The following is a 13593-nucleotide window of genomic DNA, read 5'->3' as shown; positions in this document are numbered from 1 at the left end:
GATAATTTCGCAAGATATTTACTTTTACAACGAAATTATACCTGTTTCGGTTTAAGCGCTAATGATAGTGCATTCCGACAGAGCGGATCATGGGGAAAGATCATATCCGGCCGCAATTCCTGCAAAAGTTTGCCCTCAAGCGCCGGGATTTTTTGTGGACGGGCGAAGATGGTCAGGCCCTTCATCAGCAGGGTGCCGCTGATGCGGTCGTGTTCATCAACCGCGATGGCGACGATGGCCCGCGGCTTGAAGCGGCCCGCCGAGCGCCCGACGCCGACGCGGCCCTGCTGACAGAGCGTATCAAACGCGCGGTTAAAGCGGCGGATCTGCCAGCCGCCGAAGGCGAGCTGGGCTATCCAGGCGATGGCGGCGACGGTAATCAATGCGCTAACCATGAATATCTCCTTGAGGCGTGGTATCGGGAAGAGCCCGGACCGCGGCGCGATCCGGGAAGCGGCGGTTAAAACATCACCTGGCCGCCGGTGACGTTGATGGACTGCCCGGTGCAGTAGGAGGCCTGCGGGCTGGCGTAGAACATCAGCACGTTGAGTACGTCCTGATAATCACAGCCGCGCTTGAGCGGAACCTTGTCGACGTAGTACTGCTCGACCTCGTCTTCGGCAATGCCCAGCTTGTGGGCGTACTGCGGCAGCAGCGACTGGAACATTGGCGACTTCAGTAGGTTGCCGAGCATCAGCGCGTGCACGGTAATGCCGTACTCCGCCAGATCCAGCGCCAGGGACTGGGTCAGGCCGACGCCGCCAAACTTCGCCGCGCTGTAGCCGGAATTATGCTTGCTACCCACCTTGCCGGATTTGGAGTTGATCTGAATGATGCGTCCCTGAATGCCGTCGCGGATCATCAGCCGTGAAAACTCGCGGGCGCAGAGGAAGTAGCCCACCAGGTTGACCTGCAGCGAGCGGTCGAAGTCGCCCAGCGCAAAGTCGCTGATAAAGGCCGCTTTGGCGATCCCGGCGCTGTAGACCAGCAGGTCCACGCGGGTGAATATCTCGTCGACGCCGCGGGCGAGCGCGACGACGCTGGCCTCGCTGGTCGCATCGGCGCCAAAACCGTACGCCGTCCCTTCGCCATACTCGGCGTTAATCGCCTGCGCCACGCGGGTGGCCTTATCGCTTTGAATATCTACCACCGCCACGCGATACCCCTGCGCGGCGAGGCCACGACACAGAAACTCACCTAAGGTTTGTCCTCCGCCGATGACAACAGCAACCTGACTCATAGTTCTCTCCTTACAGCCTAAGCAAAAAATTTCAGTACACAGCCGGGGGCGATCGCCTCCGGTACCGGGCCGGCCACGTGAACCGTCCCCGGAAACTCCGCCACGCGGTGGCCGTCGAAGCGCAGCGTGATATGGCCCAGCTCGCGCAGATTCTGCTCCGCCACGTCGCCGACCGCGGTGACCGGGTAGCAGCGATCCCCCAGCTGCAGCTCCGCTCCCGGCGCCAGCGCGCCGACAAGCTCGCCGTGGTTGTGAATAAAGCAGTACTCTTCGATATCCGCCGGCGCGCCCTCGCGGAAGGTAATCAGCATCTGCTCCTCCAGCGCCATCGTCGCGCTGGCGCCGATGTGCGTAATGGTGGTCTGGTAAATCACGGTCATCTTCAGGAACCTCTTATTGGTAAATAAATCCGGAAACGAACCAGGCGATCAGCACCGTTGGCGCACCGGTCAGGAAGCGGCTGACCAGCACCGAAGGCACCCCGACGCGCACCGTCTCCTGCCGGGCTTCGGCAAGCGACAGGCCGACAGGAATAAAGTCGCAGGCCGCCTGGGCGTTAATCGCAAACAGGGCGGGGAGGGCGAGATGCGGCGGAATATTGCCGAGGCCAATCTGCACGCCGATCAGCACGCCGATAACCTGGGCGATAACCGCGCCGGGGCCGAGGAACGGCGACAGCAGCGGGAAGGAGCAGATCAGCGCCAGCGTCACCAGCCCCAACGGATGGCTGGCGAGCGGCGCCAGGCCGTGGGCAATCCAGTCGCCAATGCCCGAGGCCATGATGATGCCGATCAGCGCCGAGACGAAGGCCATAAACGGCAGGATGGTTTTCAGCACCGTGTCGATGGTGTCGCGCCCGGCCTGGAACAGCACCGCCACCACGGAGCCCATGCCCATGCCGACCTTGGCCAGCAGGCCGTCGCTCTGCTCGGTGATTTTTTTGCTGGCGTCGTAATCGCGACCCGCGGGCTGACGCGGGGCCGGTTCGCCGGCGTCGGCGCCGTCGACGGGGTGGATATTCTCTTCCTTAACGCCTGAGACGTAGATGTCCTCAAGGATATATTGCGCCAGCGGCCCGGACTTGCCGGTGGCGTGGATATTGATGGTCGGAATTCGCCGCTTCGGGTAGATACCGCAGCGCAGGGTGCCGCCGCAGTCAATGATCGCCACGCCGATCTCAGCTTCCGGCGGTGATATAGACAATTTTTTTGCCTTCTACGGCGTCCAGCTCCAGCGGGCCGCCCCAGCCGCTGGCCCCTTTTTCAATACGAATACGCGTCATGATGCAGCTCCGGACAGATGTACTTTTTGTGCAAGCTGGATGGCCATTTTTCTCTCAAAAATGGAGGTAGTCAGATCGGTCACCCAGCCGCGGAAGAAGTTGGTCACCAGGCCGACCAGCAGATAGCTCACCGCCAGCGGCCCCAGCGGCAGGCCGAGGGTGGTTAAGCCGTTGGCGATCCCGAGATAGACGAACAGCTCGCCGGGGTTGATATGGGGAAACAGGCCGTTCATGGAGTGGCAGCTGTAGGAGGCCGCCGCGTAGTAGCTGGGCTTGTACTTCTCAGGCATAAAGCGCCCGAGGCTCAGGGTCATTGGGTTACAGAAAACGAAGGTCCCGATGCAGGGCAGCAGCAGGTAGCGGGAGACCGGATTGCCGGCGCAGCGCTGCGCCAGCTTTTCGATCCGCTGCTGGCCGATAAAGTTGATCAGCGCGTTCATGATAACCAGCAGACTGATCAGCAGAGGCAGGATCCCGGTCACCATCCCGGTAAAGACTTCGCCCCCCTTCTGAAACAGGCCGATAAACCATTCGGCGCCGTGGGTAATAACTTCGATCATTATTCTCTCCTTTGTAGCGTTATTTTTCTTGCTAACTGGCAGCTGATTTTAATCACTTTGAAAGGTTTAAAAGTGTTAAATTGATCGCAAAATGAAAGATAAATATTTTAATTTGAAAGTTTATTGCCGACGGGATGAAAATTTTGCCCTAAAAATTGGCCGGGAAGAGGATCTTTGGACGGGGAGCGAGGGGAGCGGGCAGGACTATTTTGTCCGCGAATAGATTGCCGCTTCCTTGTTGACGGCCGCATGCTTTACCATAATTACCCTTTGCCGAATTTGTTAAATGGAAGCCCCATGTTGAAGCGTCGCTATCTGGCACTACTCCCGCTGTGCGTACTCCTCGCTGCCTGTAGCAGCAAACCTAAAGCCACCGCAGTAACGGAGACCACGGGAGGATCCGGTGGCTTCCTGCTGGAGCCGCAGCATAACGTTATGAATATGGGGGGAGATTTCGCCAACAATCCTGCTGCGGAGCAGTTCATCGACAAAATGGTGAGCAAGCACGGATTTGACCGGCAGCAGCTGCACGAAATTCTCTCCCAGGCTAAGCGTCTGGACTACGTCCTGCGCCTGATGGACCGCCAGGCCCCGAGCGGGCTGCCGCCGACCGGGCCGAACGGCGCGTGGCTGCGCTACAAAAAGCAGTTCATTACCCCGGATAACGTGCAAAACGGCGTGGCGTTCTGGAATCAGTATCAGGACGCGCTGAACCGCGCCTGGCAGGTCTACGGCGTACCGCCGGAAATCATCGTCGGTATTATCGGCGTGGAAACCCGCTGGGGCCGCGTGATGGGGAAAACCCGCATTCTCGACGCGCTGGCGACGCTCTCCTTTAGCTATCCGCGACGCGCGGAGTACTTCTCCGGCGAGCTGGAAACCTTCCTGCTGATGGCGCGCAGCGAAAGCGACGATCCGCTGGACCTCAAAGGCTCGTTCGCCGGCGCCATGGGCTATGGCCAGTTTATGCCCTCCTCGTACCGCCAGTACGCGGTGGATTTCAACGGCGACGGGCATATCAACCTGTGGGACCCGGTGGATGCAATCGGCAGCGTAGCCAACTACTTCAAGCAGCACGGCTGGGTGAGCGGCGATCTGGTTGCGGTACCGGCAATGGGTCAGGCGCCGGGGCTGGAGAACGGCTTTAAGACCAGTTATAGCGTATCGCAACTGACGGCGGCCGGCCTGACGCCAACGCAGCCGCTGGGTAACCATCAGCAGGCGAGCCTGCTGCGCCTCGATATTGGCACCGGCTACCAGTACTGGTACGGGCTGCCGAACTTCTACACCATCACCCGCTATAACCACAGCACCCACTACGCGATGGCCGTCTGGCAGCTCGGCCTGGCCGTTTCTCAGGCCCGCGGGCAGTAAGCCTTCCCCGAGACTTCCCTCTGCCTGGAGGGGAGTCTGTTACATTTTGCAGCATTTCCCTTCGTTGACGCTGATTTACATTATTCCGCCGATCCAATAATGTTACGTTATAACATATTGATTGAGGCAAAGATGTTCATCTCTCTTTTTTCAAGCTCCGCCGCGCTGCGCGTGGGCTTCGCCTGCGTCCTGCTGGCGCTGCTGTGGCTGGCGACCTGGTGGGCGGTAACCCTGCCATGATCGAACTGGAAAACCTGGTAGCCGGGTATGAAGAGCTGGCGATCACCCCCGCGCTAAGCGGCGTTATCGCTGCAGGCAGCCTGACGGCCATCGTCGGCCTCAACGGCTGCGGTAAATCGACGTTGTTAAAAACGCTGGCCGGGTTTATTCCCCCGGTGAGCGGCTGCCTGCACTGGCGCGCGTCGCGCCCGGTTATCGGCTGGCTGGCGCAGCGGCATTCGCTGGAATCACAGTTTCCCCTCGTGGTTCGGGACGTGGTGAACCAGGGCGCCTGGCCGCAGGTCTCGCTTCTGCGCGGCATAGGCGGCGAGTTCCGCCGGCGCGTTGACGCGGCGCTGGATCGCGTTGGCCTGGCGTCAATGGCGAAAACGCCGATTGAAGCGCTGTCCGGGGGGCAGTTCCAACGCATGCTGTTTGCCAGGGTGATGGTCCAGCAGGCGCCGCTGGTGATGCTCGATGAGCCCTTTACCGGGATCGATGAGTCGACCAGCCGCGAGCTGATGACGCTGATCCTCGAGATGCACCGGCAGGGGCAGACCGTGCTGGCGGTGCTGCACGATAGCCAGCGCGTCGCCGACTATTTCCCGGAAACCCTGCTGCTCGAGTCCCGGCACGCCCGCTGGGGCGAGACCGGCGAGGTGCTTCCTGCCTTCGACTCCGCGAGGCTGGCATGATCTGGCACACCTTCTTTCAGCCCTTTATCGAATTCGGCTTTATGCGCCGCGCGCTGGTGGTATGCCTGGCGCTTTCGCTGAGCACCACTGTGCTTGGGGTTTTCCTGCTGCTGCGGCGTATGAGCCTGATGGGCGATGCCCTGTCGCACGCGATTTTGCCCGGCGTCGCGGTGGGCTATCTGCTTAACGGCATGTCGCTGCTGGCGATGTCGGTGGGCGGTTTTATCGCCGGCATTGCGGTGGCGCTGGTGGCGGGGTGGGTCAGCCGCCGCACGCCGCTCAAAGAGGACGCCAGCTTCGCCGGGTTTTATCTCGGCTCGCTGGCGCTGGGGGTGACGCTGGTGTCGCTGCGCGGCTCCAGCGTCGACCTGCTGCATTTGCTGTTTGGTTCGATTCTGGCGGTGGATAACGACGCGGCGCTGTTCGTCGCCGGAGTCGCCAGCCTAACGCTGATTTGCGTCGCGCTGCTCTACCGCGGGCTGGTGAGCGAGGCCTTTGACAGCGCGTGGCTGCAGGTCAATAACCGCCGGCTGCCCGCGCTGCTGCACGGCCTGTTTCTGGCGCTGCTGGTGCTGAACCTGGTGGCGGGTTTCCAGGTGCTGGGCACCCTGATGGCGGTGGGGGTGATGATGCTCCCGGCGGTGGCCGCTTGCTGCTGGGCGCGGACCCTGCCCGCCATCCTGCTGCTGGCGGCGCTGTTCGGCAGCGCCTGCGCCTGGATGGGGCTCAGCCTGTCGTGGGCGGCGAATTTGCCCGCCGGCCCGGCCATCGTGCTGACTGCCAGCGGGATCTTTTTTATTTCGGTGTTTTTTGGCACGCGCAGCCGGCTGGTGGTCGGCTGGCGCAAATTAATGGGGTAAGGAAAATATGAAGAAACGTACCGGGGTAGTTTTAGCGCTGGCGCTGGGCCTGGCGGCGCAGGGGGCGATGGCGAAAACGCTCAACGTGGTCACCAGTTTTTCGGTGCTGGGCGATATCGTGCAGCAGGTTGGCGGCGAGCACGTTCACGTCGATACGCTGGTTGGCCCCGACGGCGACCCGCACACCTTTGAGCCATCGCCGCAGGACAGCGCCTTGCTCAGCAAGGCCGACGTGGTGGTGGTCAACGGCCTGGGGCTGGAAGGGTGGGTCGACCGGCTGATTAAGGCATCGGGATTCAAAGGCGAGCTGGTGGTGGCGTCGACGGGCGTAAAAACCCATACCCTCGATGAGGACGGGAAAACGGTGACCGATCCGCACGCCTGGAACAGCGCCGCCAACGGCGCGCTGTACGCGCAAAATATCCTCAGCGGGCTGGTCAAAGCCGACCCTGAGGATAAAGCAGCGCTTGAGGTCTCCGGCAAGCGCTATATCGGCCAGCTCAATGAGATTCACGGCTGGGCGAAGAACCAGTTCAGCGCCATTCCGCAGGCGAAGCGTAAGGTTCTGACCAGCCATGATGCGTTCGGCTACTTTGGCCGCGCCTACGGCGTGACCTTCCTTGCGCCGCAGGGGCTGTCGTCGGAGAGCGAAGCCAGCGCCGCGCAGGTTGCGGCACTGATTCAACAGATTAAAGCCGATAACGTGCACACCTGGTTTATGGAAAATCAGCTCGACCCGCGGCTGGTGAAGCAGATTGCCAACGCCACGGGCGCGCAGCCGGGCGGCGAGCTCTATCCGGAAGCGCTGTCCAAACCGGGCGGCGTGGCGGACAGCTACGTGAAAATGATGCGTCATAACGTCGAGCTGATTGCCGGCAGCATGAAGTAACGCGCTATTCTACGGTCCCGGCCCTCGGGACCGTTCATTTTCGCAAGCCCCCTCGTAAATTCCTCTCCTCGTCCCCACATCTGTGCTGAAAGTGCTATCTTTGATGGCCTCTTTATCTGGCTTAAACGGGGCGACGATGACAGATTCCGAATTAATGCAGCTGAGTGAGCAGGTTGGGCGGGCGCTGAAGGCGCAGGGCGCCACGGTGAGCACGGCTGAATCCTGTACCGGCGGCTGGATTGCTAAAGTACTGACCGATATCGCCGGCAGCTCGGCGTGGTTTGAGCGCGGTTTTGTCACCTACAGCAATGAAGCTAAATCGCAGATGATTGGCGTCAGCGAAGCGACGCTGGCCGAGCACGGCGCGGTGAGCGAACCGGTGGTGGTGGAGATGGCGATTGGCGCACTGCGCGCCGCCCGCGCCACCTACGCGATCTCGGTGAGCGGCGTGGCCGGGCCGGACGGCGGCAGCGCGGAAAAGCCCGTCGGAACGGTGTGGTTTGGCGTGGCCTGCGCCAACGGGCAGGGGGTCACGCAGCGGGAATGTTTCGCCGGCGACCGCGAGTCGGTGCGCCGTCAGGCCACGGCCTACGCCCTGCAGCTGCTCTGGCAACAATTTCTACAAAACACTTGATACTGTATGAGCATACAGTATAATTGCTTCAACAGAACAGAATTCACTACCCGGTTCCACCCGGCATGACAGGAGTAATAATGGCTATCGACGAAAACAAACAGAAAGCGTTGGCGGCAGCACTGGGCCAGATCGAAAAACAGTTCGGTAAAGGCTCCATCATGCGCCTGGGTGAAGACCGTTCCATGGACGTGGAAACTATCTCCACCGGTTCGCTTTCCCTGGATATCGCCCTCGGCGCTGGCGGTCTGCCAATGGGCCGTATCGTCGAAATCTACGGGCCAGAATCTTCCGGTAAAACGACGCTGACCCTGCAGGTTATCGCCGCCGCGCAGCGTGAAGGTAAAACCTGTGCCTTTATCGATGCAGAGCACGCGCTGGATCCGGTATATGCCCGCAAGCTGGGCGTCGATATCGACAACCTGCTGTGTTCTCAGCCGGACACCGGCGAACAGGCGCTTGAGATCTGTGACGCGCTGGCGCGCTCCGGTGCGGTAGACGTGCTGGTGGTCGACTCCGTTGCGGCGCTGACGCCGAAAGCGGAAATCGAAGGCGAGATCGGCGACTCTCACATGGGCCTCGCGGCGCGTATGATGAGCCAGGCGATGCGTAAGCTGGCCGGTAACCTGAAGCAGTCCAACACGCTGCTGATCTTCATCAACCAGATCCGTATGAAAATTGGCGTGATGTTCGGTAACCCGGAAACCACCACCGGCGGTAACGCGCTGAAATTCTACGCTTCCGTGCGTCTGGATATCCGCCGTATCGGTGCGGTAAAAGATGGCGATAACGTCATTGGTAGCGAAACCCGCGTGAAGGTCGTGAAGAACAAAATCGCCGCGCCGTTCAAGCAGGCTGAGTTCCAGATCCTCTACGGCGAAGGCATCAACTTCTTCGGCGAGCTGGTCGATCTGGGCGTGAAAGAGAAGCTGATTGAAAAAGCGGGCGCCTGGTACAGCTATAACGGCGACAAAATTGGCCAGGGTAAAGCGAACGCTATCTCCTGGCTGAAAGAGAACCCGGCTGCGGCGAAAGAGATCGAGAAGAAAGTTCGTGAACTGCTGCTGAACAACCAGGACGCTACGCCGGACTTCGTGGTTGATGGTAAAAGCGAAGAAGCAAGCGAACAGGATTTCTGATACCGTCAGGTAATTATCTCCTGAAGCGTTCAGGTGGCAGGGCAGGCAAAGCCAGCGCACGTGCGATTTGAACAAGACGGGAAAACAAGGGGCTGCTTATGCGGCCCTTTTGCTTTTTGATTATCGAGGTGCCCGTGACTGAATCTTCATCCCGCCGTTCCGGCTACGCACGTCTGCTGGATCGCGCGATTCGTATTCTGGCAATGCGCGACCATAGCGAACAGGAGCTGCGGCGCAAGCTGGCCGCGCCGGTTATGGGGAAAAATGGCCCCGAGGCGCTGGACGTTACGCCGGAAGAGGTCGATCGCGTTGTGGCCTGGTGCATCGAAAACCGCTACCTCGATGACCAGCGCTTTGTCCGCCAGTTTATTGCCAGCCGGAGCCGCAAAGGCTACGGCCCGGCGCGCATCCGCCAGGAGCTGAACCAGAAAGGCATTGCCCGAGAAGAGGGCGAGCGCGCAATGCGCGAGTGCGAAATCGACTGGGCGCTGCTGGCGAAAGAGCAGGCGCAGAGGAAGTATGGCGATCCGCTCCCCACCGTATTTGCCGAAAAAGTCAAAATACAGCGCTTTTTGCTGTACCGCGGCTACTTAATGGAAGATATCCAGGAAATCTGGCGAAATTTTGCAGATTGACCCATCGGGGATTTTACTTCCCCGTAAAGAAAACTTATCTTATTCCCACTTTATTCCGTCCGGCCGCTGGCTGTTTAAAAGGCAATCAGCGCCCAGGGCGATTATTCCTTATACACAAAATCATTCACGCCGCATCAAGGCGGCAACGGAGTGAGTCCCTGAGGCGTACAAAGGTACGTAGCTGAGGTGAACGCGCGCAGCCAGCGTCGAGGCGGCGTGAAGGATGAAGTGTATAGCTTGATTTCAGGATAATTATGAGCAAGAGCACTGCTGAGATCCGTCAGGCGTTTCTCGATTTTTTCCATAGTAAGGGACATCAGGTAGTTGCCAGCAGCTCCCTGGTGCCGCACAACGACCCGACCCTGCTGTTTACCAACGCCGGGATGAACCAGTTCAAGGATGTGTTCCTTGGCCTCGACAAGCGTAATTATTCCCGTGCGACTACCTCGCAGCGCTGCGTTCGTGCGGGTGGTAAACACAACGATCTGGAAAACGTCGGCTATACCGCGCGTCACCACACCTTCTTTGAAATGCTGGGCAACTTTAGCTTCGGCGACTACTTCAAGCAGGATGCCATCAAGTACGCATGGGAGCTGTTAACCGGTGAAAACTGGTTCGCTCTGCCGAAAGAAAAGCTGTGGGTAACCGTTTACGAAACCGATGACGAAGCTTTCGACATCTGGGCCAACGAGGTTGGCGTTCCGCGTGAGCGCATTATTCGCATTGGCGACAATAAAGGCGGCGCGTTTGCCTCCGATAACTTCTGGCAGATGGGCGATACCGGCCCCTGCGGCCCGTGCACCGAAATCTTCTTTGACCACGGCGACCACATCTGGGGCGGCCCTCCGGGAAGCCCGGAAGAGGACGGCGATCGCTACATTGAGATCTGGAACATCGTCTTCATGCAGTTTAACCGTCAGGCTGACGGTACCATGGAGCCGCTGCCGAAGCCGTCTGTTGATACCGGTATGGGCCTTGAGCGTATCGCCGCCGTTCTGCAGCACGTGAACTCCAACTACGACATCGACCTGTTCCGTCAGCTGATCGAGAACGTCGCCAAAGTGACCGGCGCCACCGATCTGACCAACAAGTCGCTGCGCGTGATTGCCGATCATATTCGCTCCTGTGCGTTCCTGATCGCTGATGGCGTGATTCCGTCGAATGAAAACCGCGGCTACGTGCTGCGTCGTATCATTCGCCGTGCCGTCCGCCACGGCAATATGGTCGGTGCGAAGGATGCCTTCTTCTGGAAACTGGTTGCGCCGCTGATAGAGGTCATGGGCGCCGCCGGCGAAGAGCTGAAGCAGCAGCAGGCTCAGGTTGAGCAGGTTCTGAAAACGGAAGAAGAGCAGTTTGCCCGTACTCTGGAACGCGGCCTGGCGCTGCTCGACGAAGAGCTGGCTAAGCTGAAGGGCGACACCCTGGACGGTGAAACCGCCTTCCGCCTGTACGATACCTACGGCTTCCCGGTCGACCTGACCGCGGACGTGTGCCGCGAGCGTAATATCAAAGTTGACGAAGCAGGCTTCGAAGCGGCAATGGAAGAGCAGCGCCGTCGCGCGCGCGAGTCCAGCGGCTTCGGCGCCGACTACAATGCGATGATCCGCGTTGAGGGTGCTTCTGAGTTTAAAGGCTACGATAGCCTCGAGCTGAACGGCAAGATCACCGCGCTGTTCATCGACGGCAAAGCGGTTGATAGCGTCAGCGCCGGCCAGGAAGCGGTTGTTATTCTGGATCAGACGCCGTTCTATGCAGAGTCCGGCGGTCAGGTCGGCGATAAGGGCGAGCTGAAAGGCGCGGGCTTCTCGTTTATCGTCAGCGATGCGCAGAAGTACGGCCAGGCTATTGGTCATATCGGTAAAGTGGCCGGCGGTACCCTGAAGGTGGGTGACGCGGTGCAGGCCGATGTCGATCGCGCTCGCCGCCAGCGTATCCGTCTGAACCACTCCGCGACCCACCTGATGCATGCAGCGCTGCGCCAGGTTCTCGGTACGCACGTGGCTCAGAAAGGCTCTCTGGTCAATGACAAAGCGCTGCGCTTTGACTTCTCGCATTTTGAAGCGATGAAACCGGAAGAGATCCGCGCGGTTGAAGATTTGGTCAATGCACAAATTCGCCGCAACCTGGCTATCGAAACCAACATCATGGATATCGACGCGGCTCGCGAATCTGGCGCCATGGCGCTGTTCGGCGAGAAGTATGATGACCGCGTTCGCGTCCTGAAAATGGGTGATTTCTCCACCGAGCTGTGCGGCGGTACTCACGCTGCGCGGACCGGCGATATCGGCCTGTTCCGCATCACCTCCGAATCCGGGACCGCCGCGGGCGTGCGCCGTATTGAAGCGGTGACCGGTGAAGGCGCGATTGCGAGCCTGCATTCCCAAAGCGATTTGCTGGGCGACATCGCACAGCTGCTGAAGGGCGATAGCCATAACCTCGGCGACAAGGTACGCTCCGCGCTGGAACGTACTCGCCAGCTGGAAAAAGAGCTGCAGCAGCTGAAAGAGCAGGCGGCAGCGCAGGAGAGCGCAAACCTCTCCAGCAAAGCGGAAGAGATTAACGGCGTTAAGCTGCTGGTCAGCGAGCTGGTCGGCGTTGAGCCAAAAATGCTGCGTACCATGGTTGACGATCTGAAGAACCAGCTGGGTTCAACGGTTGTAGTGTTAGCCACGGTGGCGGATGGTAAGGTTTCTCTGATTGCCGGTGTGTCTAAGGATGTGACAGACCGCGTGAAGGCAGGGGAGCTGGTTGGTATGGTCGCTCAGCAGGTGGGCGGTAAAGGGGGCGGTCGTCCGGATATGGCTCAGGCCGGTGGTACCGATGCGTCTGCCCTCCCTTCTGCGTTAGCCAGTGTGAAAGGCTGGGTAAGCGCAAAACTGTAATAACTATAAACGCATAGGTGCCGTCATCTTCGGATTACGGTATCTTGCAAGAGAAGCACTGATAACGATAAAGTCGGGTTGAAGTTGTGTATATCGGCTAAACTTAGGTTTAACAGAATGTGATGCCATGACTGCTTACGCCGTGAGGCGTTTGTCATCGCTTACTTTTTGGCGTTATATGATGGATAATGCCGGGATACGAGAGACCCGACTCTTTTAATCTTTCAAGGAGCAAAGAATGCTGATTCTGACTCGTCGAGTTGGTGAGACCCTCATGATTGGAGATGAGGTCACTGTGACAGTTTTAGGGGTTAAGGGTAACCAGGTACGTATTGGCGTTAATGCCCCTAAAGAAGTCTCCGTGCATCGTGAAGAGATCTACCAGCGTATCCAGGCTGAAAAATCCCAGCAGTCCAGTTACTAAGGTTTTCGCGCCTCGCGATTTCGTGAGGCGCATCCCACCGCCAGCCAATTTCTCTCTCTTTTCTACTCCCGACGCCTCTCTTTTCCGTTACTTGTCCATCGCCCGTCGCGTTTATTTTTTGCTTTTAGCTGGCTCTAACCCCTGAATTCCTGTTGATTAAACGCTCTTTTTGCCGTTTTTGCAGGCTGATTGCGCGGTAAGTGTGCAAACAGAAAAAAGGTCTCGAAAAATTGTTTGACTTATAAGTACCAGAAAGTAATATGTGCGCCATCGCAGCGACGAAGAGCAGAAACAAGTTCTTCGAAGCACTCGAAAGAGGCGTGTGGTGAGGTGGCCGAGAGGCTGAAGGCGCTCCCCTGCTAAGGGAGTATGCGGTCAAAAGCTGCATCCGGGGTTCGAATCCCCGCCTCACCGCCATTTGCATCCGTAGCTCAGCTGGATAGAGTACTCGGCTACGAACCGAGCGGTCGGAGGTTCGAATCCTCCCGGATGCACCATCTTCTCCGAGATAACAGCAATCCTGTTGTTTCACGGTATGCGAGATAGCCGCACACCAGGAAAGATAGCGCTGCGTAAGCAGCGGCCCGTAGGGCCAGCACAGTGAGTCATCCTTGCGGATGCACCATCTTGTGAAGTGTAGCAATGGTTAATTTGCCACACTTGCTTGTAGTAAAGAAGTTCCCCCTGATGCATCCGTAGCTCAGCTGGATAGAGTACTCGGCTACGAACCGAGCGGTCGGAGGTTCGAATCCTCCCGGAT

The 13593-nt window shown here is 58.9% G+C and carries 13 protein-coding genes, 2 tRNA genes and 1 pseudogene; 11 read left to right on the top strand and 5 right to left on the bottom strand.

Going from position 1 to position 13593, the window contains the following annotated elements:
- Nucleotides 1-35: 35 nt before the first annotated feature.
- The 5 genes and pseudogenes from gutM to srlA all read right to left on the bottom strand — a co-directional run bounded on the left by gutM (nt 36) and on the right by srlA (nt 3082).
- A complete protein-coding gene (gene gutM, locus M2416_RS16755; protein WP_259225856.1) occupies nt 36-395 on the bottom strand; it encodes a transcriptional regulator GutM in 360 nt (119 codons plus the stop codon).
- A 65-nt stretch (nt 396-460) separates the two neighbouring features.
- Complete coding sequence (gene srlD / locus M2416_RS16750) at nt 461-1240, bottom strand: sorbitol-6-phosphate dehydrogenase (RefSeq protein ID WP_041146875.1); 780 nt, start codon at nt 1238-1240, stop codon at nt 461-463.
- A gap of 17 nt (nt 1241-1257) precedes the next feature.
- Nucleotides 1258-1620, bottom strand: coding sequence for a PTS glucitol/sorbitol transporter subunit IIA (gene srlB / locus M2416_RS16745; protein ID WP_115192061.1), 363 nt, complete (start codon nt 1618-1620; stop codon nt 1258-1260).
- A gap of 13 nt (nt 1621-1633) precedes the next feature.
- A pseudogene (gene srlE, locus M2416_RS16740) lies at nt 1634-2522 on the bottom strand (PTS glucitol/sorbitol transporter subunit IIB).
- Nucleotides 2519-3082, bottom strand: a complete 564-nt coding sequence (gene srlA / locus M2416_RS16735; RefSeq protein WP_041146872.1) for a PTS glucitol/sorbitol transporter subunit IIC — start codon at nt 3080-3082, stop codon at nt 2519-2521. The pseudogene srlE and the gene srlA overlap by 4 nt, the downstream one beginning before the upstream one ends.
- Nucleotides 3083-3379: 297 nt before the next feature.
- Here srlA and mltB point away from each other — a divergent pair, with 297 nt between their 5' ends.
- The 11 genes from mltB to M2416_RS16680 all read left to right on the top strand — a co-directional run bounded on the left by mltB (nt 3380) and on the right by M2416_RS16680 (nt 13330).
- A complete protein-coding gene (gene mltB, locus M2416_RS16730) occupies nt 3380-4456 on the top strand; it encodes a lytic murein transglycosylase B (protein ID WP_045857697.1) in 1077 nt (358 codons plus the stop codon).
- Between the two features lie 203 nt (nt 4457-4659).
- Nucleotides 4660-5370 carry a metal ABC transporter ATP-binding protein gene (locus tag M2416_RS16725; protein WP_175636959.1) on the top strand — a complete coding sequence of 237 codons (711 nt, stop codon included), beginning with the start codon at nt 4660-4662 and terminating at the stop codon, nt 5368-5370.
- Complete coding sequence (locus M2416_RS16720) at nt 5367-6230, top strand: metal ABC transporter permease (protein WP_259225838.1); 864 nt, start codon at nt 5367-5369, stop codon at nt 6228-6230. Before M2416_RS16725 ends, M2416_RS16720 begins: the two co-directional genes overlap by 4 nt.
- 7 nt (nt 6231-6237) lie before the next feature.
- Nucleotides 6238-7119, top strand: coding sequence for a metal ABC transporter substrate-binding protein (locus tag M2416_RS16715; protein WP_259225836.1), 882 nt, complete (start codon nt 6238-6240; stop codon nt 7117-7119).
- Between the two features lie 136 nt (nt 7120-7255).
- The gene (gene pncC / locus M2416_RS16710; protein WP_041146867.1) at nt 7256-7753 is read left to right on the top strand and encodes a nicotinamide-nucleotide amidase; all 498 of its coding nucleotides are present in this window, start codon (nt 7256-7258) and stop codon (nt 7751-7753) included.
- Nucleotides 7754-7833: 80 nt separating this feature from the next.
- Nucleotides 7834-8892 carry a recombinase RecA gene (recA, locus tag M2416_RS16705; RefSeq protein ID WP_041146866.1) on the top strand — a complete coding sequence of 353 codons (1059 nt, stop codon included), beginning with the start codon at nt 7834-7836 and terminating at the stop codon, nt 8890-8892.
- A 134-nt stretch (nt 8893-9026) separates the two neighbouring features.
- Entirely contained in the window at nt 9027-9527 is a 501-nt protein-coding gene (recX, locus tag M2416_RS16700) for a recombination regulator RecX (protein ID WP_041147727.1), read from the top strand.
- 254 nt (nt 9528-9781) lie between these two features.
- Nucleotides 9782-12409: an alanine--tRNA ligase gene (gene alaS, locus M2416_RS16695; RefSeq protein WP_259225819.1), complete on the top strand. Its 2628-nt coding sequence runs from the start codon at nt 9782-9784 to the stop codon at nt 12407-12409.
- Nucleotides 12410-12647: 238 nt separating this feature from the next.
- On the top strand, nt 12648-12833 hold the full coding sequence (gene csrA / locus M2416_RS16690; RefSeq protein WP_000906486.1) for a carbon storage regulator CsrA: 186 nt from the start codon (nt 12648-12650) through the stop codon (nt 12831-12833).
- A 324-nt stretch (nt 12834-13157) separates the two neighbouring features.
- Nucleotides 13158-13250: transfer RNA gene (locus M2416_RS16685), tRNA-Ser, on the top strand.
- A gap of 3 nt (nt 13251-13253) precedes the next feature.
- Nucleotides 13254-13330: transfer RNA gene (locus tag M2416_RS16680), tRNA-Arg, on the top strand.
- The last annotated feature ends 263 nt before the right edge of the window (nt 13331-13593 follow it).

Origin of the sequence: Klebsiella sp. BIGb0132 (assembly GCF_024810075.1) — a bacterium.
Taxonomy (GTDB): Bacteria; Pseudomonadota; Gammaproteobacteria; order Enterobacterales; family Enterobacteriaceae; genus Klebsiella; species Klebsiella terrigena.
Note: the sequence above shows the minus strand (reverse complement) of the source record. Positions and strands in the feature narration are given on the sequence as shown.